This is a genomic window from Okeania sp. SIO2C9 (genome assembly GCF_010672455.1).
Taxonomy (GTDB): Bacteria; Cyanobacteriota; Cyanobacteriia; order Cyanobacteriales; family Microcoleaceae; genus Okeania.
In genome coordinates, this window is sequence record NZ_JAAHGO010000004.1 from 157,102 (window position 1) to 178,495 (window position 21,394).

Annotated in this window: 17 protein-coding genes; 8 read left to right on the forward strand and 9 right to left on the reverse strand. The window is 45.0% G+C overall.

Going from position 1 to position 21,394, the window contains the following annotated elements; genetic code table 11:
• Positions 1–28: 28 nt before the first annotated feature.
• The gene (locus F6K23_RS04865; protein WP_293151356.1) at positions 29–1,186 is read right to left on the reverse strand and encodes an alpha-hydroxy acid oxidase; all 1,158 of its coding nucleotides are present in this window, start codon (positions 1,184–1,186) and stop codon (positions 29–31) included.
• A 497-nt stretch (positions 1,187–1,683) separates the two neighbouring features.
• On the reverse strand, positions 1,684–2,256 hold the full coding sequence (locus tag F6K23_RS04870; RefSeq protein WP_293151359.1) for a hypothetical protein: 573 nt from the start codon (positions 2,254–2,256) through the stop codon (positions 1,684–1,686).
• Between the two features lie 351 nt (positions 2,257–2,607).
• On the opposite strand from F6K23_RS04870, the gene F6K23_RS04875 reads away from it, so the two are divergent.
• The gene (locus tag F6K23_RS04875; RefSeq protein WP_293151362.1) at positions 2,608–3,687 is read left to right on the forward strand and encodes a low specificity L-threonine aldolase; all 1,080 of its coding nucleotides are present in this window, start codon (positions 2,608–2,610) and stop codon (positions 3,685–3,687) included.
• A gap of 644 nt (positions 3,688–4,331) precedes the next feature.
• Here F6K23_RS04875 and metE read toward each other — a convergent pair.
• Positions 4,332–6,689, reverse strand: coding sequence for a 5-methyltetrahydropteroyltriglutamate--homocysteine S-methyltransferase (gene metE, locus F6K23_RS04880; protein ID WP_293151365.1), 2,358 nt, complete (start codon positions 6,687–6,689; stop codon positions 4,332–4,334).
• A 117-nt stretch (positions 6,690–6,806) separates the two neighbouring features.
• On the opposite strand from metE, the gene F6K23_RS04885 reads away from it, so the two are divergent.
• From F6K23_RS04885 to F6K23_RS04895, 3 genes are all read left to right on the forward strand, one after another.
• Positions 6,807–7,760 (forward strand): LysR family transcriptional regulator, encoded by a 954-nt coding sequence (locus tag F6K23_RS04885; protein WP_293151368.1) that lies wholly within the window; start codon positions 6,807–6,809, stop codon positions 7,758–7,760.
• A gap of 588 nt (positions 7,761–8,348) precedes the next feature.
• A complete protein-coding gene (locus tag F6K23_RS04890; protein WP_293151371.1) occupies positions 8,349–9,389 on the forward strand; it encodes an RNA polymerase sigma factor in 1,041 nt (346 codons plus the stop codon).
• Positions 9,390–9,699: 310 nt separating this feature from the next.
• On the forward strand, positions 9,700–10,182 hold the full coding sequence (locus tag F6K23_RS04895) for a M35 family metallo-endopeptidase (protein WP_293151374.1): 483 nt from the start codon (positions 9,700–9,702) through the stop codon (positions 10,180–10,182).
• 227 nt (positions 10,183–10,409) lie between these two features.
• Here F6K23_RS04895 and F6K23_RS04900 read toward each other — a convergent pair whose 3' ends face one another.
• From F6K23_RS04900 to metH, 5 genes are all read right to left on the reverse strand, one after another.
• Positions 10,410–11,090, reverse strand: a complete 681-nt coding sequence (locus F6K23_RS04900) for a reverse transcriptase domain-containing protein (protein WP_367267628.1) — start codon at positions 11,088–11,090, stop codon at positions 10,410–10,412.
• Between the two features lie 43 nt (positions 11,091–11,133).
• Complete coding sequence (locus F6K23_RS04905; protein WP_293151377.1) at positions 11,134–11,433, reverse strand: hypothetical protein; 300 nt, start codon at positions 11,431–11,433, stop codon at positions 11,134–11,136.
• 53 nt (positions 11,434–11,486) lie between these two features.
• The gene (locus F6K23_RS04910; RefSeq protein WP_293151380.1) at positions 11,487–12,089 is read right to left on the reverse strand and encodes a hypothetical protein; all 603 of its coding nucleotides are present in this window, start codon (positions 12,087–12,089) and stop codon (positions 11,487–11,489) included.
• 54 nt (positions 12,090–12,143) lie between these two features.
• A complete protein-coding gene (locus tag F6K23_RS04915) occupies positions 12,144–12,617 on the reverse strand; it encodes a hypothetical protein (protein ID WP_293151383.1) in 474 nt (157 codons plus the stop codon).
• A 220-nt stretch (positions 12,618–12,837) separates the two neighbouring features.
• Positions 12,838–16,512 carry a methionine synthase gene (gene metH / locus F6K23_RS04920; protein ID WP_293151386.1) on the reverse strand — a complete coding sequence of 1,225 codons (3,675 nt, stop codon included), beginning with the start codon at positions 16,510–16,512 and terminating at the stop codon, positions 12,838–12,840.
• Between the two features lie 985 nt (positions 16,513–17,497).
• Here metH and F6K23_RS41470 point away from each other — a divergent pair.
• The 4 genes from F6K23_RS41470 to F6K23_RS04935 all read left to right on the forward strand — a co-directional run bounded on the left by F6K23_RS41470 (position 17,498) and on the right by F6K23_RS04935 (position 20,671).
• Positions 17,498–17,986 carry a GNAT family N-acetyltransferase gene (locus tag F6K23_RS41470; protein WP_367267619.1) on the forward strand — a complete coding sequence of 163 codons (489 nt, stop codon included), beginning with the start codon at positions 17,498–17,500 and terminating at the stop codon, positions 17,984–17,986.
• Positions 17,987–18,345: 359 nt separating this feature from the next.
• The gene (locus F6K23_RS04925) at positions 18,346–18,741 is read left to right on the forward strand and encodes a hypothetical protein (protein ID WP_293151389.1); all 396 of its coding nucleotides are present in this window, start codon (positions 18,346–18,348) and stop codon (positions 18,739–18,741) included.
• A 118-nt stretch (positions 18,742–18,859) separates the two neighbouring features.
• Positions 18,860–19,285 carry a hypothetical protein gene (locus tag F6K23_RS04930; RefSeq protein ID WP_293151392.1) on the forward strand — a complete coding sequence of 142 codons (426 nt, stop codon included), beginning with the start codon at positions 18,860–18,862 and terminating at the stop codon, positions 19,283–19,285.
• 621 nt (positions 19,286–19,906) lie between these two features.
• Positions 19,907–20,671, forward strand: a complete 765-nt coding sequence (locus tag F6K23_RS04935; RefSeq protein WP_293151394.1) for a hypothetical protein — start codon at positions 19,907–19,909, stop codon at positions 20,669–20,671.
• 273 nt (positions 20,672–20,944) lie between these two features.
• Here the strand turns inward: F6K23_RS04935 and F6K23_RS04940 are convergent, their stop codons facing one another.
• The gene (locus tag F6K23_RS04940) at positions 20,945–21,130 is read right to left on the reverse strand and encodes a hypothetical protein (RefSeq protein ID WP_293151396.1); all 186 of its coding nucleotides are present in this window, start codon (positions 21,128–21,130) and stop codon (positions 20,945–20,947) included.
• Positions 21,131–21,394 lie beyond the last annotated feature (264 nt).

The following is a 21,394-nucleotide window of genomic DNA, read 5'->3' on the forward strand; positions in this document are numbered from 1 at the left end:
TATTAGACCTTGCCCACCCTACGCAGCTTCATCGTGAGGGATGAAAGCGCAGATTATCTCTACTCAATTGATCGAGCTTGGTCACTCCCATCAATTTCATATCACGCTCAATCTCAGTGCGCATATTACCTAAAGCACGCTCAACTCCTGCTTGCCCAGCAGCAGCCAATGCAAAAAGATAGAATCGCCCACCTGAACAGGCTTTAGCTCCAACAGATAGCGCCTTAAGCACATGGGTACCGCGCTGAATACCACCTTCGCAAATGACATCAATTTTATCCCCAACAGCATCACAAATTTCTGCGAGTTGATCGAAGGGGCTGCGACAACCATCGAGCTGACGGCCGCCGTGGTTAGAAACCATAATACCCGTACAACCAATATCAACAGCACGCTTGGCATCTTCCACACTCATTATCCCTTTCAGTGCAAACTGCCCGTTCCACTGCGAGCAGAGTTTTTCAGCATCATTCCAATTCATGGATTGATCTAGCATCGTTGAGAAGTAATCACCAACAGAGACTGCTAAATTCGTTCCCTGCGAGACATAGCCAGACAAATGTGGCATATCGAACTTTTCTTTTGTCAAAAAGTTCCAAGCCCATGCTGGGTGAGTCGCAAAACTCATTAAGGAGTCAAGTGTTAATTTGGGTGGCGAAGTAAATCCGGTACGCAAATCCCGTTCACGATTACCACCAGTAATGGTATCGACGGTTAATGCCAACACATTAAAGTCCGCTGCTCGTGCGCGTTCAAGCAACGCATCATTCAAGCCGCGATCTTTATGGAAGTAGAACTGAAACATCTTCGGCGTGTTTGCGATCTTTGAGATTTCTTCAACGGTGACAGTCGCCAGTGAAGACACCCCAAACATCGTGCCATATTCTGCTGCAGCCCTCGCAACCGCACGCTCTCCTTCGTGATAAAAAAGGCGTTGCAATGCTGTCGGGGCACAGTAGATCGGCATATCTAGTTTTTGCCCCATCACCTCAACTGACATATCCACATTTTCCACACCGACAAGCACGTTCGGAATCAGATCGCAGTCCCCATAGGCTTCAGTGTTACGCCGATAGGTCTGTTCATCATCGGCCGCTCCATCGATGTAATTAAAAATTGGTCCTGGTAGTCGGCGTTTCGCTAATTTTCGGAAATCCTGAAAATTGTGACAGTCATTCAATCCCATAAAATACCTCAGTGAGATTTATGTTTACTAAGTCCATACTATTCCATTTTGAGAAGCATTCAACCTTCATCGCCAGTCTCTAGGGAATGGACTGTTCCAAAATCACCAGTTTATCGATCTCTTGACGATTTGTAATTGCAATTGGGTTCTTAGACATCGTAAAGCAGTAACCTAAGGATAATACCTAAGATCAACTGCCTCAAGCCTTCCTGAAATACTACAGAAATTTATACGACAACTATTTGTATCGATAACATAAATATAGCCCAGTAGATTATCTCAACAGTCGGGTTGACGATCGAGAAGCTCAACCCAGGTTTTGGACACTCAGCAATTCTTGTAGAAATGAAAGTGCTCCACCTCAATTTGATGTCCTATTCTGTTGAAACGCTCCAATCGCAGCACCAATCGCAATTCCGATGGCGACACCAACACCGATGTTGTCAATGGCCACCCCGATTAGCTCCACCCTAGATCCAGAAGAGCCAAAGTTAAAGTCACAATGTTAGATGAAAGCGCTGCGTGATTTGAGGTGACTCCCCTGAAAAGATGTGGGTTTGCTGACCCAATGTCGTGTCCGAAACAGATTCATCTTTATGATGTATGGAGAGCGCAAACAGTCTGCCACTCAGTGGCCGAAACCGGTGCACAAGACTACCACAGAATTCAAACTCAAGAAACACTGGCCCCTCACACTCAAAGATCTCATGCCTTGGCTGTAGAAAAGACGCAGGGTTCTCAAAAACCGAAATTCTCAGGCCTCTATCGGCAATAAAGAACACCCGACGCGCAGATAACATCCGATCCTCTGTTGAAAACGAATGCCAGTGATATTGCTGATCAGGTAGGCATTCCAAAATCCAAGAACTTCCAGTCGGAACGTGGCTCTTCTCCGAAGTCGCTTGATCGAGCACAGAATAATTACTGAGCCTCGTGTAAATTTCAGAAGCAGCCTCAAAGACTTTACCTTCTTGGTCTCGAAGCTTAAGGAACGTTTCGAAGCTTAAAATTTGCTGTTCAACAAGCGCTTCGCTGTTCGATATAACAGTTGCAACTGCAAGGCTACTCATTTTAAATCAATTCCTCCACGGGATCGGGTTGATGTGGTCTATCCCAAAGTATAAAACCTATAAGGGTAGGAGAGTATCAATTGTTACCAAATTAGCTCACTCATGGCTGAAAATTTTTGCCAAATAAAACAGTATAATTTGGTATAAATACAAGCAAGACCATATAATAGTCTTAACAGATATACAAAAAACCACACAACAATGCACCCCTACTGAGTTTTCCATTGACTACATCAACTGCTTATTTTGTTCATATGGAACGGATGCCAGGAAAAAACTGATTACATTAGTATTAAGAGAATACTTTGAGTAAAATTGCATGTTTTTCTATACATGAGGTAAATTTAGATAATGGATAATATCGATCTGGTTAATTCAGATAAGTCAATTCGATTTACAGCAGATGGGATTGAAATGTCTCCACTTGCATACTCGCAGCTTCTGTATAAGCTTACAAAAAGCAGAAATATTGAACGTGATGTATATTCACTTGGCGGTGTTATTAGTGAGTTTGAAGCCAAATTTGCTGATTTACTTGGCAAAGAGGCTGCCGTTATGATGCCATCAGGAACGCTATCCAATCAAATCGCAATTCGGGAACTTGCTAATCAGAAAGGAAGAGTGCTTGTCCAAAAAGAAAGTCATATCTACAATGATTCAGGTGATTGTTTACAAACGCTCAGCAGATTAAACTTAATACCACTTGCTCCGGATCAAGCTACATTTACTTTGGATGATGTGAAGCAAGTTATTGATAAAGCGAAAACAGGCAAAGTTGTAACAGAAGTGGGTGTCATTTCTATTGAAAGTCCAGTGCGAAGAAAGTACAATGAAATTTTCAACTTTGAAGAAATGAAGAAAATTTCAACTTTTGCCAAAGATCAAGGTATTAGGCTCCACTTAGATGGAGCAAGATTATTTATTGCATCCACTTTTTCTGGTATATCGCCAAAGGAGTACGCTTCTTTGTTTGATACAGTTTATGTTTCACTGTTTAAATATTTCAATGCTGGCTTTGGAGCAATATTAGCCTGTTCTAACGAGTTCGCAAAAGATTTATACCATGTACGGCGAATGTTTGGGGGTAATATATTTCAAATGTGGCCATCTGCGGTCATAGCCCTCAACTTTCTTGATACATTTATGGATGAACTGAGAATGGCTATCAAGCTAGCAGATGATTTTTTTGATTTAATCCATAAAAATCCATCTTTCAAGGTTGAGAAAATTCCCAATGGTAGTAATGTGTTTAAATTGCATGTATCTGATGTTGATTTGGATACGTTTAGGGATACGTTGGAAAAGAAAAATGTTTATCTTCCAGAGCCAGAACCTGATAGCAATACTTTCTTGCTGAGAATCAATGTAACCTTGAATCGCATCTCTGGGGATAGACTGGCACAAATATTTATAGAATCATTACACGCTTAGAGTAAAAACGATCGTTCCCGCACCTCAAAGCCCCGTACTCAAGCCTTAAAAAAATTCCCGATCAATGACCGATCGAGCTAAACTAAAAGATGCTCGATCGGGCAAGAAATTTATCGGGCAAGAAATTTTGCAGGTTAAATCGACGATCAGTCAGTTTGTCTTTTCAAGCAATAAGTATTCTTGACATCCTCCCGACGCTGCACTTGCGTGACAGCGCGGGATTCCTAACCATCGCTGATTAGGGCTTTCTGCTTCAATGCACCAGCCTCCAAGGTCAAGCCTCTTTCCGGTCTAAAGGCGCGCTCCACAGACTGACACTACTAGCCCAGCAGCCTTTAAGTACTATAGCACACTATTGGAAAAACCGCTCTTATTGATTGGTTTTCCCATGCGACGCTCCCTTGTCAGGAGAGCGCGGGTCTTCAACCAACGTTGAGATAAAAAAATGGGCATCGTAGGCGCGAAGCGACTTCTCGAAGAGTACCCAATTTTTTATCCAATTCATGAGGTGCTGTGGGCGGAAATGGTTCCGCCCTTTAAAAGCGCTATCCCCTATTGAATCAAAGATTACAATAGGGGTATTCTCGGAAATTATGCTAAATTGCCCCAAATCGCAGCTTCACTACTTTAGGGGCAACAAGTAGCTACTTGGAGGCTGTAGCGCGAAGTTTTGTTGCAGTCTCAACCATGTTGATGAGGGAAGGCTTCACTTCTGACCATTGGCGAGTCTTGAGGCCACAATCCGGGTTAACCCAGAGGTTCTTACGGGGAATCACGGCTTCCGCTTTTGACATGAGGTTACTCATTTCATTGGTGGGGGGCACCCGTGGCGAGTGGATGTCATAGACCCCTGGGCCGATCTCATTTGGATACTTGAAGTCCACGAAGGCATCAAGCAACTCCATATTTGAGCGCGAGGTCTCAATAGTAATGACGTCGGCGTCCATGGCTGCGATGAATTCGATGATGTCGTTGAACTCGGAGTAGCACATATGAGTGTGAATTTGGGTATCATCCTTCACACCGCAGGCACTGAGGTGAAAACCCTTCACCGCCCAGTCGAGATAGTGATCCCACTCGCTCTGGCGTAATGGCAAGCCTTCGCGGAAAGCAGGTTCATCGATCTGGATGGCAGCGATGCCAGCAGTTTCCAAGTCCACCACTTCATCGCGAATGGCTAAGGCGATCTGATGGGTGGTGACGGAGCGTGGCTGGTCGTCGCGCACGAAGCTCCACTGGAGGATCGTAACCGGACCAGTGAGCATCCCCTTCATCGGGCGATCGGTCAGGGTTTGAGCATACTTGGACCAGTAGACAGTCATGGGCTTGGAGCGGCTGACATCGCCAAACACGATCGGCGGCTTCACGTAGCGAGTACCGAAGCTCTGCACCCAGCCGTTGCTGGTAAAGGCAAAGCCTTCGAGATTTTCGCCAAAGTATTCCACCATGTCATTACGCTCGAACTCGCCGTGAACAGGCATATCAATCCCGATCTCGTCTTGGAAAGCAACGCATTTAGCAATTTCTTCCTTTATGAACTGGTCGTAGTCCGCATCGCTTAGGGTTCCTTTCTTCCACTGGGCGCGTGCATGGCGTACTTCCTTGGTTTGAGGGAATGAGCCGATGGTCGTGGTTGGGAAATCTGGCAAACTGAGTTTAGCCCGCTGCTTGGATTGGCGTTCGGCAAAGGCAGAGGCGCGGTCGAAATCGCTAGGCTTAACTTCAGCAAGGCGCTTTTTCACGGCATCATTATGGATGCGCTTGCTGGACTTTCGGGAAGCAGCGGCGGCACGGTTAGCTTCAAGAGCTTCCACACTTCCGACTTCATCAAGAAGTTGCCGGAGTTCACTGACTTCTGTGAGTTTCTCATCGGAAAAAGCCAGCCAGCTTTTCAGCTCTTCATCAAGCTTTCGTTCGTTTTGCAGGGTTACAGGCGAATGCACAAGTGAGCAGCTAGGTGCGACCCAGAGCCGATCCGCGCCAACAGCGGCCTTGGCCTTCTTCAAAACTTCTAGTGAGGCATCGTAATCATTCTTCCAAATATTGCGGCCTTCAACGATTCCTGCGGAGAGAATTTTGTTATTCGGGAAGGTTGCCAGAACAGTGTCGATGTCCTCTGAACCCCGCACAAAATCGAAGTGCAAGGCGTCAACTGGCAACGCAAGGTAGTCCTCAATATTATCTCTAACGCCACCGAAATATGTTGTGACGAGCAGCTTTGCCGAACCTTTGGCCTTGGAGAGGCGATCGTATGCTGCCTTCAAAGCATCGCGCTGTAGATCGCTAAGGTCGGTGGAAACAATCGGCTCATCGAGCTGTATCCATTCCGCTCCTGCGGCTGCAAGCTTGCCGATAATCTCTTCATAGACGGAGACAAGGTTATCAAGAAGGGTCAACGGCTCAAAGTCTGGGTTGCTAGAATCCTGTACCTTACCTAGGGAGAGGTAAGTCACGGGGCCGATTAGCACTGGCTTCGCGTTAATCCCCAGTGCCTTAGCTTCCGCGAACTCATCAAAGACTTTTGTGCCGCTTAGGGAAAACGTTGTATTCGCCCGAAACTCAGGCACGATGAAGTGGTAATTCGTATCGAACCACTTTGTCATCTCGCTGGCGAAAGTGGAAATCTTGTTTGCTTGGCAGTCCTTCTCGTCTTCAACCAAAGAAGCGCCGCCCTCCGTACCACGAGCGATGGTAAAAACGGTGTTGATATCCGTCTGCCCACCTTGCCACTCGAAACGCGACGGCACATTGCCAAGCAGGCAGCTCATGTCTAGCACTTGGTCGTAAAAGGAGAAGTCGTTGACCGGGATAAGATCGATTCCGGCTGCCTGTTGCTTCTTCCAGTTGATTTCGCGCAAGTTCTTGCCTGTAGCTATCAGCTCAGAAAGAGGCAGCTCGCCTTTCCAATATGCTTCCGTAGCCTTTTTTAATTCACGCTTGGCTCCGATGCGAGGGTACCCCAGGGAATGTGTTTTGATAGTTGTCTTATGGCTGTTACTCATAGAACTTGTCTCCGATGTAAGAGTATTCCAGCAAAAAAAATTTGCTGTTTTCCTTGTTGTCTATTGGACATTAATCTTACTATATCTATCAGACTTGACCTTGACAAGGGAATACAAATGATGTTTATTCATGGAGTAATGAGCAAAATTCATGGAAAACTGATGACATTTCTCGAACGCAGCCACCTTGATATTATCCGCGCGGTTGACTTGCATGGGAGTATGACCGCAGCCTCAAATGCGCTACACCTGACACAATCGGCGTTGAGCCACAGTATGCGTAAGTTGGAAGATCGGGTAGGGGTAAAGCTTTGGCATAGGGAAGGACGTACCCTTCGCCTCACTCCGGCAGGAACCCATTTGCTGACCACAGCCAACCGCCTGATTCCCCAGTTCGTCCACGCAGAAGAACAATTAGCACAGTTCGCTCGTGGTGAGCGGGGAACATTACGAATTGGTATGGAGTGCCACCCATGCTACCAGTGGCTGCAGAAGATAGTGACTCCCTACTTGCGCGCCTGGCCGTTGGTGGATTTTGAGGTCAAACAGAAGTTCCAATTTGGCGGCATCGGTGCGCTCTTCGCCTATGAGATTGACCTGCTGGTGACACCCGATCCGCTGCGCAAAAAATCACTACACTTTGAGCCGGTATTTGACTATGAGCAGGTTCTGGTGGTCTCTTCGGAACATCCACTTGGAGATAAGGATCACGTCATCCCCGAGCAGCTCGGCGAGGAAGTGCTTTTCACCTATCCGGTTTCTCAGGATCGCCTAGATATCTACACCTGCTTCCTCGCTCCAGCGGGCATGACGGTGAGAAAACAGAAAATGGTCGAGAGTACGGACATAATGCTTCAAATGGTTGCCTGTGGACGCGGAGTGGCGGCTCTACCACGCTGGCTGGTCGAGGAATTCTCTGAAAAATATCCTGTGCGTGCAGTGCGACTAGGTTCCAACGGCATCCAAAAGCAAATCTTCTTGGGCGTCCGTCGCACCGATCTCGATGTTGATTATCTCAATGCATTTATGGAGCTTGCTCGTAACTACCGAAACCGCGCACAGTGCCCCTAGCTTCTAGTTATACCAAAGGGTAAAAGTAGCGCCGCTACTATATTACCCACTTCTGGGTGTCATAATAATTATTCCCTTCAATTGTTCTCTTCAGGTTGGATCAGGTTAAGCCAGTTTTGGTATAGGTTTCGGGGTGCTTGTCACTCCGTGAGAAGTTCGTCGGCAGTATCAAATGCTACTCACACGCCGATAATTGAAAGGAATGCTTCATTGGCAATACACTTTTTGTTGTACGAAATGTGGGTTGATGATTGAAGTTGGTTGAGTCGAGATTAAAAAAATTAGTGCTAAGAGCTGATTTATAAAGTAAATATTAAGGCCCTGAATCACTTGCTATTCTTAGGTTTTAAGAGGGTTTTAAGAGTGATATTCAAGTAAATTTATAATTGCTAAAAGCTAGGTAATATAAGACTTTTAGCTATGTTTACAAATCAGCTCTAACTCGAAAAATTCAGAAATTGGGTTTGGAAATCGTCTTATGTAAGGAGAAAGGATCGAAATTAACATTTTCTCCAAACTCCAATCAGAAGGACAAAACCAATCTCATTTTTTATGACCTCCAGCACTGCAAATACAAGACGAAACTTAATGGATAATGCAGGGACAGAGAACGATTGCTCCCATCTAATCTCTCAGTTTTGGCAGCAATGGCAAGAAAGTCGAGGCCAGCTTTATCGCTGCTGTCTCAAGATGATGAATTTTAACCCAATGGATGCGGAGGATGCTCTGAGTCAGGCAATGGTAAAAGCTTGGGAAAAGGTGCAAAAGTTCGGGGAAAAAATTACTAATTTAAAGGCTTGGTTGTATCAGGTAACTCGTAATTTTTGCATCGATCTTATCCGCAAAGGTTCTTGTGGTGCTGTGGGTGTTGAAAGTATTGAATGGGTGGGGAATACTGAGGGAGTTACTACTACAGGAACGGTTGAATGTCCAGAGTCTGTTCTGGAGAGAGAGGAGAGGTCGGAACGGATACGAGGGGCGATCGCTGAGTTACCGGAAAAGTGTCGAGAGACGTTTATTTTGCATTTTTATCGGGAGCTTTCCTATAAAGAAGTTGCCGAACAGCAAGGGATATCTTATGATAATGTCTGCAAGCGGATATCTTTGGCGCGGAAACAGCTTAAACAGAGGTTGAGTCCCTATTTTCGAGATTCAGAGTCGGAAGTAGGGGCAAACAGCCATTCGTCCCTACAGATGTCAGTGGAGAGTCAGTCTCCTACTCCAGAAGAAAATGGGGAAAAGCTGCAGCAGATAAGGTCGCAAGATGATAAGAGTGTTTTGGAGACGGAGACTGTATCGGTTGAAAGTGAGATAGCAAAAGTTCAACCATTTCCCAATAATAATGCTATATTTAGTTGCCATGACCTTACTCCATCAGGCGATCGCTCTATTTCTCCATCACAACCAGAGGTAGAAAAGTCAGAGAGTGTTGATAGTTTTGGAGAGTTAGATCGAGTCCGGAGAATTAGTGATGAAAAAACTGATCTTCTTTACACAAAGCCAAGCTCGGGATTTTCTCCTTTACCCGCTCCCTTATATAAAAGTATTCAACGGTCGATGATATTAAAGGCGATGGTAAGGTTAAATACTACTGGTGTGGTTTATGTTAGTCGTGACCCACCTTTATAATCCAGACTTTCTGTTTTTTGGCAGAGTTTTATGCAGGGAGTGGGAATAAAAGGTTGTGTTGGGGCGATAATTCGATATTGGAATAGTTGCGCGAGAGGTTGATTAGACTATTGTCCATTGTTGTATTGTTTACTCTATCCCTTCTCTTACTATTTATGATTAGTCAGAGCATATGAAATATTTCAGCATTGAAGAGTCTGAAACACTTGAGTCTGGGGAGTCAAGCAGATCGAAAAAAATACCTCTAACTCTAAAATTCAGGAATAGCGACCGGGAAACGTCTTAAAAATGGAACAATAAAGGAGAAAAAATGCGACAAGATCTAACAATCGGGCAGAAAGTAGTAGTAAGAAGGGCGAAAGCAAGAGCTATGGCATTATGTCAATTAGTAGTACAGTCCAAGGACGAAGAATTAGGACCGATAGTGCAGAGTCTCAACCTGCGACCTGCTACCTCCAGGCTAAACGGTCTACGGTCAGAGTTTGAAAGGATAGGAACAGCATTATCCAATCTCAATATCAATCATGTGCAATACGATGATCAGGAGAAATGTTTTGCCTATGTTTATCCTACCGACCCAACGGTGATGGTATTAGGAAACCAATATTTCACAGCGGAGAGAAATGGTGTTGACTCAGTGCCGGGAGTGCTTATTCATGAAGCTTCTCATTGGCAGATAGTAAGAGGCACGGACGATCATGCATATGGAGATGATATCTATACGTTATCTTCAACTCTAATGCGAAATAATGCCGATACAATTGAGCGAATTGCAGAGGCATTTGATAAGTGAAGATTCATCGGATAGGTCATTCCCCACCGACGAGCTACTGAGTTGATTGGAGGAGTGTCAGGTGTAGCGAGACTCATCAATGTTGCCGTTCGAGCTTGAAGGCCAGTGTTATGAGCATGAGTACTATGTTCTGTAACAATGTCGTGTCGTTCGGAAAGATCAGCTTGTTGATTGGATGTTAAGTGCTGACAGTACCTACAGGGAGGAATCTGGAATACTCCCATGCTCTACTGGAAATAAACAGCCTTATTTCGGACACCTGACTTTTGGAGTAACCCATCGAAACGTTTACTAGTCCGTCTGAGCGACAAGGTACGGGTAGTATAGCCATTTACAACCCGTGCTGCCGACGGAGCATGATCAAGTGCCCCAGACCGTAAAACGCGATGACACACTGAAGATAAAAAGCCAAAGACATAACCATGTCCGTTGGCAGAAATCCCACCTTCCACCCATCGGCACCAGCGTTGAAAATATGCCTCAATCCGCTCATCGGGCGCACCTAGCTCGTAAAGCCGAAGCATATTTTCAACCATTCTTTCCACAGTCTTCCTCGCGATACCCAAACCCGCAAGGGAAAACCAATAACCTAAAAAATCAAAGCCCCTGGCAACTCTACCGATGAAAGTTTTATCCGGATGTTTAACCACCCGTAACTCACTCATCACCTGGTTAGTTGCCTTGATGGCTTTGCGCAACTTCCACCGCGTCGGAGCCAGAATCACCCAGTCATCCATATAACGCACATAAAAACAACCCAAAGCAGCCATGCGGTCGTCCAAAGGCTTCAAAAATAAAGCCCCCATCAGCGGAGATAACGGACACCCCAAAGAAATCCCCTGGGTAATATCAATATATTCACCCCCATCCGAAACATAGCGACGCAGATAACCCCTTAATGAAGTCAGAAGTCAGAAGTCAGAAGTTAGAAGTTACTTTTGTAACGGGTATTTATGCCCTGCTCCAAAAACATTTCGCCTTAAAAGGCGGGGTTGCACGACCCAATTTTTTTGAGAACAAATGTAAAACTGCATCATCCCGGACATATTTCCCCACAATATCCATCAAAATTCCATGATTGATGCTGGCATAATACCCCTTAACATCAGTGCGAAAGACAAATGGATGCTCCTCAACATTAGCCGCAACCTCTCGCACCGCCCCCTTCAACCCACCATTCCCGGCTAAGTGAAAACACCGAGGTGAAAGGACAGGTTTCAAGGGAGTATCCCGATTTTGAAAATTTACCAAGATTTAGATTGTCATTGCGAATGCAGCGTAGCGGAATGAAGCAATCGCAATAGCTAGACTTTGCGATTGCTTCGCTCCATTACATTACGCTCGCAATGACAAAATATATTTTTCAACATTTGGGATGCTCCCGGTTTCAAGTGTTCCGTCAAAACAATAGTCATGGCCTTTAACACCAAAGCATCCAAAGACGACCACCATTCGATTGACTTCTCCTCACCTCGAATCAAGCGCAACTCCCGAAATTGAAAATTGCCCGAAAGAATTTGCGCCTGTAGAATGGGTTTTTTCTCATGCCACCATCGTCTGAGCTGCCAGACATCGGCATTAGGATGATAATGTTGGCGTTTTTTACACAACCATTCATAAGCAGTATCGATCGCCTCGTCGGAGACTATTTTTTCGAGAAGAGTGGACATTGATGTAAAAGTCGTGGGCTTTGTCACCCCCAATGTTCTAAAATTACAGGAAAGTTGGAAACTTATGTCACTCCCGGCCACCATTAAGTACTTAGGCAAAATTAATTGTACATTTGTCATTGCGAGTTGAACGGAGTGAAACGAAGCAATCGCTATACTTTGGGATTGCTTCGCTGTCGCTCGCAATGACACAAATAATTTTGCATACCCACTGATAGGATGATGTGATCGCCCCACGTTCGGGTTCTCGCCCAAAAGCTGGCAGCTTGCTTGAATAGGGGTTGACTTTTGTCACATCATACTAGGCTGCACCTGGTCGCACGAACCGCTATTAACACTGACTCCTGGCTGGAATTCATCCCAGGTCTTACAGACTTGCTCGTAGCACTGAGGTGGTGTAATGGGTAGGTTTTTCAAGTAAAAGAACGTTGCTCCATCGAAAGACTCCAGCAACAATACAACCTCTGTGGTTGGATCATAATTATCGACAACTTCCAAGATGTGATCAATCATAAAGTGATGGTGCAAAATTGCAGTGTCAGAAGCCGCTAACCAGGCATTCAGGAACGGCGCAAGGCGAGAACGTCCGACAAAATGGGTTTTGAATGATTCTCCACTAACCCCCAATGTTGGAGAATTTGTGCTACAAACAATCGCGCCGCGCTTCTGATTGAGATGACCAACCCAAGCATTATAGCCAATGACCAGCAAATTACTGGCAATAAAATCTTGATGCCAATTCGATCTATCGTTTATTTCACTCATTTAGAGACCTATGTTTTAAAAGCCAATCCAGTTGAAATTTAGCCATTTGGAGCTATGCCGATGCCTAGAGAGTCGGTCGAGAAACCCGGTTTTTCCAAAAAACCGGGTTTCTGAGATACCAAAAAACGTGGTTTCTGAGAATACTTGACCGACTCTCTAGCAATTATCAAGAAAAATTAGAGGTCGCCTGGATTTCAGCGCGACCCCATTACCAATCTATCTAAGCACTAAAATATCTAGCCACAGGATGATAGGTGGCAAAAGCAGTGGTCGTTTGCTCTGGATAAAGCTGTTCGCTCTCATCAATCGATATCCCAATGCGATCGCATCCCAACAATTGCAACTGTGGCACTTGATCCATCACCGTCGGACAAGCTGGATAGCCAAAACTATACCGAGAACCCTGATACCTTTGGGCTAATACATCGCGAATATTATCAGGCTCTAAATCTCCATAGCCTAATTCCCGCCGAATCCTGGTATGACTCCATTCTGCCAAGGCTTCCGCCATCTGCACTGCCATGCCGTGGAAATACAGATAATCGGTGTATTTGTTGTCTTTATAGAGTTCCTGTGCTTTCTCGGTGGCAATTTCTCCCATAGTGACTGCCTGCATAGGCAATACATCAAATTGATTCTGTTCAACTGGGCGGATGAAATCAGCTATACACAGGCGACGCCCGGATTTCTGACGAGGGAATGTCCAAGTGACAAACGGGGTTGCTGTTTTCGGTGTTAAGCCTTGCTCAATGACACTAGGATCGTAAACATGAACAGAATTGCCGATAGCTGCACAGGGGAAATAACCATAAACTAGAGTTGGCTCCAACCATTTTTCCGTGCGAATTTTTTCCTTCCATTCTTCCAAGATCGGATGAACCTTCGATGCCAGGAACCAATCATATTCCTCGCGAGATTGTCCTTTCGGTTTACGGAATTGCCATTGACCAGCGAACAGTGCTTGCAAATCCATGTACCAGAACAGTTCTTCTAAATCTAGATCGCCACTCCGAATAATTTTCGTCCCCCAGAAAGGCGGCGTAGGACGTTCGATATCAATCGCCACATCTTCCGAGCGTTTGGTATCAATGACAGTGGGTTCATCGGATTTCTTCCCATCGCCATTGACTTCTCCATCGGATTTCTGCCCATCACCATTGAGTTCTCGATCTGAATCTTCAATCGCCTTGCGTCCCTTTTGGTTAAACTGAGCAAATTCTCCTGTAAAGCCTTCGGTATCCACCCAACATTCCTGTTCTTTGGCGGGCATCAGGCGATCCATAAAGGTCAAATCTGCAAAAGCATCTTTACCGTAAATCACCTGCCCTTGGTAAGTATCTTGACAATCTCCATACACAAATTTTGGTGTTAGTGCCGCACCGCCTAAAATCACTGGAACTGTAATACCTTTAGCATTAAATGCTGCCAGATTTTCTTTCATAAATGCTGTAGACTTCACCAGCAAGCCACTCATGGCAATACAATCAGGCTGATGCTGCTCATAAGCTTCGACGATTGCCTCAATGGCTTGTTTAATGCCCATATTGACCACCTTGTAGCCATTATTGGTCAAGATGATATCCACCAGATTCTTTCCGATATCATGGACATCGCCTTTAACGGTGGCAATCAGGAATTTCCCTTTACCGCGGTCTTCGTCCTCTCCTTCGATTTTTTCCATGTAGGGTTCGAGGAAAGCAACGGCAGATTTCATGGTTTCGGCTGACTGCAACACGAATGGCAATTGCATTTGACCAGAGCCAAACAGTTCGCCCACAACCTTCATCCCATCCAACAAGAAAGTATTGATAATCTCCAGTGCTTTATGACCTGCATCTAAACCCGCCTTTAACGCATCATCCAATCCAATCCGCTCGCCATCAATAATATGTTGCTTCAAGCGTTCGTCGATGGGCAAATCTGCTAAGGAAGCACTCGATCTAGCATCTTTTGCACTCACCCCCGCAAAAATTTCCGTCAGTTTCGTCAACGGATCGTAGGTGCAAATATCCCCTTCAAATTTGCGATTGTCATAAATCAAATCGCGACATATCTGTTGATGTTCTTCGTCAATCTTCGATAACGGCAAAATCTTGGCAGCGGAAACAATCGATCCATCCATCCCAGCTTTCATCGCTTCATTCAGGAAGACAGAATTTAAGGTGATGCGAGTAGCTGGACTCAAGCCAAAAGAAATGTTAGAGACCCCCAACATAAAGTGAACACCAGGCAGATTTTCCCGAATCAGTTGAATTGATTCGATCGTTGCTTTGGCATTTTCCCTATCCTCCTCTATCCCAGTTGAAATCGGTAAAGCTAAGGTGTCATAGAAAATTTCATGGGGTGGAATCCCAAACTTGAGCGCGTCCTGATAAGCGCGTTGGGCAATCTCGAATTTTTTCTTGGCGGTTCGAGCCATTCCCTCTTCATCAATACAGCCGATGACAACTCCTGCACCATATTGTTTTGCCAATTCCAACACTTTAAAAAATCGCTCTTCTCCATCTTCATAGTTGGTGGAATTGAGCAAACATTTGCCCCCAGCAACCTTGAGACCTGCTTCCATTTTTGTCCACTCGGTGGAGTCGAGCATCAGTGGAAGAGTCGTATTAGTCACCAGTCGCGATACCAGTTCTCGCATATCCCGTTCTCCATCACGCCCGACGTAATCCACGTTTACATCCAGCATATGGGCGCCTTCTTTAACCTGGGATTTAGCGATCGCCAATAACCCATCCCAATCATCTTCATTCAAAAGCTTGCGGACTTTCTTAGAACCACTGGCATTTAATCGCTCGCCAACAATTAAAAAAGAATTATCCTGCTCATAGGTTTGGGCGGAATAAATGGAAGCTGCTGCTGGCGTATAGGAGATGGGTTCTCGAAGCTCCCCCACGGCATTTTTTCGCACCGAACGCTCTTTTAGTGGGGTGTATTCCACAGCCTCGGCTAAAGCTTGAATATGTGCTGGGCGCGTACCGCAGCAACCACCAACAATTTGAACTCCATGTTCCGCAATGAACCCTGTCATGGCAGTTGTATATTCTTCGGGGGTCATTTTATAAACTGCCTGACCGCCAACATTTTCTGGTAGTCCCGCATTGGGAATACAGGAAATGGGGAACGGTGAATTTTCTGATAGATATTTAATATGAGAAGTCATCAAATTTGGACCCGTGGCACAATTTAGCCCCAAAATATCAATGGGGAAGGGTTCCAGAATTGCCAGTACCCCAGATATATCCGTCCCCACCAACATGGTTCCCTGGATTTCCATAGTCACGGACACCATTAAGGGGAGTCGCGAACCTTTTTTCGCAAACACCGCCTCAAACGCACTCAATGCTGCCTTAATTTGCAGAACATCTTGACAGGTTTCCACGATGAATAGATCGGCTCCCCCGTCATAGAGACCTTCTGCTTGCACCATGAAGCTCGCTCTCAATTCATCATAGGTAATATGGCCGAGGGTGGGTAGCTTGGTTCCTGGACCGATGGAACCTGCGACAAATCTTGGTTTTTCGGGAGTGGTAAACTCATCCGCACAACGGCGAGCCAACTCTGCCGCCTTTCTACTTAGCTCGTAGGCGCGATCGGCTAGATCGTACTCTGCGAGGACTAAGGGGCTAGAGCCAAAGCTATCGGTCTCGACAACATCTGCCCCCGCTGCAAGAAAATCACGATGGACTTTGGCCACTGCTTCTGGCTTGGTGATGACTAAATATTCATTACAACCTTCATATTCCGCTCCACCAAAGTCCTCGGCGGTCAAGTTTTGGGATTGGATGTTAGTTCCCATTGCGCCATCAAAGATCACCACTGGACGATCTGGACTCTGGAGCCGTTGGAGAAATGAAGTCTTTAACTGAGGTTTCGGATTTTCAATACTTAGCATAGATTAATGGTTATAGTTGGACTTCTCCTGCAACCTTTTAACCCCAAAGCTATTCAGCTTGGAAGGTTGAGGAGGATAATTTTATATTAGAATGATAATCATTCTCATAATTAAGATAACATAAAAATACTTTTTATTTATTTACAATTGTCGTCATGTTGGTTTAGGGCCATCACCATCAACGGCTTTTGGGCCAAATGTTTTTTTTTGCCTTTAGATAATTAATAATCCTCCCCAAGCAAGTAATAGAGAAAAAAAGATCGCAGCGATCGCCTGTCTACTTAACAGCAATAAGGTGCAAGCTATAAGAAATTTGTTAGAGGGATAGCATTCTTGAAAACAATCTACTTTGCAGCACAACGCGCTTGATACAGGCGATGCAACTTCAGGTGGTAGGCGAAACAGTACCCTTGCTGGATTAATCAACCGACTCAGGCCATTCAAAACGTCCAGCCAGTCCAGATTTGAAGGACTATGTCAATAATGAAGATTTGATGAAGAAAGCCGCATAATATCCGCTGACAGGGCTAATATGCGGAGAGCGATCGTGATCAAACCCTAATTTGGGACATTATCAAAATCTGAGTCTGCATAATATGCCAAAGCTGACAGAGATTTTAATGCTGCTGTCAACTTGAAAAACTATGTGTATCAGTAGCTTGAGTTCCAAGCGAATTTAAGCCTGTGGAGAAGATAAGTTACAGACAATAGTCAGTGGTCTTCTGTGTTTGCGCAGCATTCCGTAGGAAAACAGGAAGCTAACTCTAAAGCTTATGCAATCGTGTATGGGTAAGTTTGGGTAAGTTTAGTAGAACGGTTATCAAGACTTTATTCAGCCTAACATCATTCATAGGGGTGTTATCGCGGTCGAGATCAGCCTAATATACCTAATTACGGTGGTTAGACTGATTTGGACAGGATAAGGCATACTAAACAATAGTTAGGCCGCGAGCCTGCCACAATCTCTTGTTCAACCTCCTGTGCCATGGCAGCAACCAATTACGATAGAATCATTTTCACTCGGCTGACTAAAATTCCCCCGGTCGCAATCATCAACTTAATGAACGACCCTGCAGTCCGGCGGCACCTGCCACTGGCTCAGGGTGAGTTTGGAGATGTCGAGTGTGCTCGCTTTGTCGCTAATAAGGAACGAATGTGGGAGGAGAAAGGCTTTGGCCCTTGGGCTTTTGTGCTGGATGATGAGTTTATCGGCTGGGGAGGCCTTCAACTGGAGGGCGACGATGTAGACGTGGGACTCGTCCTCAGTCAAAAGTACTGGGGAGCTGGCCCTACTCTCTACCGGAGGATTTTGACACACGCATTCGAAGAACTCTGCGTTGACTCCGTTACTGCCTTGCTACCTCCAAGTAGGACAAGGGTCTCAGCGCTGCGGCGGCTTGGCTTTTGCGAAGATGGCGAAGTTGTGCTCCAAGACCAGCATTTCATCCGGTACAGGCTCATCCGAAGCCACTGACGGATCTGAATGGAGTCATATTGCTGTCATCGCTGCCTAACAAGCGCTTGCACACGGAACGGTGATATACGCTATTACTGGTCATAATTTGCTATTCGCTAGAGACTTTTACTTATGGTATGAGAGAGTTTGGCATTTATGATAACAATAGGTATTTGCTAAAATTCGGCCAAGCTATGGCTAAATAAAACATTGAGTGATATTTGACAGCCTAGCTTGCGATCAGCTTGGTCGGCTAGTCAACGTCGCTGTAGCCAAAACGGTCATCGTACGACGGTTAAGCCAACAGCCTCGAAGAGCAAAACTAGCGACATAGTGAAAGTCTTTGGCCGAACAACTGACCATATCTGGGAGCGACAATGATGGATCTATTTAGAGAAGCGGGACAGCAGATGTCGATGCTTCCACGTCCTGTTCAAAATTGGATGCTGTGGCTCAATATAGTCTTCTTTTCGGGACTGCTATTTGTTTTCCGACGTGCAGAACCACGCTGGGCAGTTGCAGCCCATGTCGCCTGTTTCCCGGTTGGGTTCACGATTTATTACTTTACACATGACCTCGATTTGATGGGGTTTCCCCACATTTTGTTTTGGACGCCACTGTTATTCTATCTTCCTAAGGCGGCACTCAAAGATTCCGATTTTCGCCTCATGAGCCCTTACGGAATCTGGATGTCGCTGCTCTGTCTAACTATTGCGATATCAGTCGTGTTTGACATCCGGGCCGCCATCACATTCTTCACTCGTAGTGGGTAGGAAGAAGTACGGATTGGGATTCTCTGGTTACTTGATCTGGAGACTCAAGGGCTACATCGACTGCAGTTTCATGGAGCAATTGCGATACAGTGGAGCGACAAAGTAGAACGGACTTTTGATGACTGACTATCAAAAAGGGCACTATGCTCTACAAATTTTTGAAATAGGGGAATCGCCTCGAAATCTGAAGATCTGGATTTTTGCATCCATCGCTTGGATATTGTTCGGATTGTTTTTTGCTTGGCACCATCCAATTGCCCGATGGGTGGTTGGGTGTTGGGCGGCCGGCGTTGTGTCGCTGGTTGCTGCGAACTCCATCTTCAAGTCTTTGCTGTTCAGGCTTTCTGGATTCTTGGCCCTCACACATGTTGTTTTCTGGCCTCCCGCCCTATACATGCTGCTCACTGAACGTCCATTTCTTGCCTCGGATGTGACGCCTTACTCCATCTGGTCAGGCGGTGTAACCGCCATCATTTTGTTTTCGTACATCTTTGATATTCCATATTCGTTCGTGTATCTGAGGCACGTATTTTCTCGGAAATAGCCCAGTAAATGGATTTACAACCCTAATTTTGGACATTATCAAGGTCTGAGTCTGTATAGAACCCATTTGGTATCTTCATAAATATCAAGTTTTTTTAGCTAGGAGTCAGGAGTCAGGAGACAGGAGACAGGAGACAGGAGGTAAGAGGGAAGAGACAGGAGTTCAAGAATTTAGAATTTAGAATGCGCGAATTTAGAATTACCTCTCTTTGAAAAGAAGAGGATTGATTCAAAGGATAATTTTTATTTATTATCCCCTTAAAAGGGGAGGCGCATACCCACAATTTTTCGGTAAGAGGGAAGAGGAAAGATGTGGGTTCGTGATCATACAAAAAATTCAACACTCCTTACAGATGATTTTCGGTCAAAATTGATGCGCCAAAAGACTTGACTACCATAATTATATAGACCTCAAATGGGTTCTATAGTATGCCAAATTGGAAAAATCGACTGACAATGATCTGCATAACACTCTATTTTGGGGTGTTATCAAGACTTTATTCAGCCTAACGTCATTCACAGGGGTGTTATCGCTATCAAGATTAGTCTAATATCCCTAATTGAGGTAGTTAGACTGACTTAGATAGTAGAAAGCATAATAAACAGTAGTTAAAAGAAAGGAATGAAAAAAATAGTAATAGCGGGAAAAATAATTTTGCTGCTAGCGATCAATTACTTGGCGGCATTTATTCTTGCATTGGGTTTCATGATGGGACTTTCGCACAGAGATATTTTTTTAGGGGTGGCAATAGGTTCTATATCTCTTCCTGCCCTTCTTCTACAACCATGGTCTTTTTTTATTCTTCCTGCGCGCTCTGGTGTATTATGGGGGCCTCTTGTGACGACGGGAATCACGATTCTGCTCTACAACTTGGTTGGCAGATCGAAATTCCGGACACCAATCGACTTACTCTGCTCAACTACCCGTAGCCGAATTGGTAAGATCTGCTGGATATCTTTTGTGGTGGTGGCTTTGTCTCTTGGAGTTTCTAGGTTAGTGGATTTTCCACCCATAAGGAGCGGGATTCCAGAATCATATTTGGTGGAGAACGCAGTTGAAAAAATCTCACCGATTGAAGATTCCAAATACTACTATAAAGCATCTTTTATAGACTCGGAATGGCTCTGGAAAGCAAAATTGGATGAAGAACAATTTTTTTCATTGATGTCAGACTTAGGTCTAGAGCCAAAAACCGGATTAACTGAGGAAAGTAATTTTTTTCTACAAGCCCCGTATTGGTGGGAACCCAAGAGTGATGAAGGATCTATGGTCTATTCGACTCCTGAGTTTCCTGATAAAAATCGCGGCAATGATGGTTTCCATGCATTGGCATCATGGAGTCCAAATGACGAAGTCATGTTTATGTGGATAAAAAATAATTTTTAACTTCCAACAAATCGCTGGTCGTGACGGTGACAGGCAGCTCGACGTTGAGCCGACAAATCTCACTTAGCAAATACAGCATAGATTTACAAGCCCTTAAGATCCACAAAAAACAAAAAAACCAAGGGAGATGAACCTTGGGCCTATGGGTCATTTCAGTTATCAGTTATCAGTTATCAGTTATCAGTACCTCTGCCTGAAGTCAGAGGCTTGAAATATTGAAACTGATTTTTTTTCATCCCCTTGAAAGGGGAGGCTTGAGACCCTCTTTTTTGGTCATTTGGAGTAAGCGATCGCCTCCTTCAACCCACCATTCTCGGGTAAGTGAAAACACTGAGGTGAAAGGACAGGTTTCAAGTGTTCCGTCAAAACTATAGTCATCGCCTTTAACACTAAAGCATCCAAAGACGACCACCATTCTATTGATTTCTCCTCTCCTCGAATCAAGCGCAACTGCTTCATAAAACTGATACAAAGCGTCACATAAAGTGACAAATTGATAGCGTAGCTCCTCCGCTAGGAGGCTGTTTACTTCCTGCTGTACGGACGTTGCATGCAACGTCCCTAAGACCGTCGGCGGTTACTCATCCACAGGCATTCACGGGTCTTGCCCAACCGCATCCCTACACTCTATACTTACATTTAAGTCTTTGTCAATTAACATAACTAAAAAAGTCCTCAAACCCTTACTAAGCCGTTCCTAGTAGGAAGCGGGATTTCTTCTGA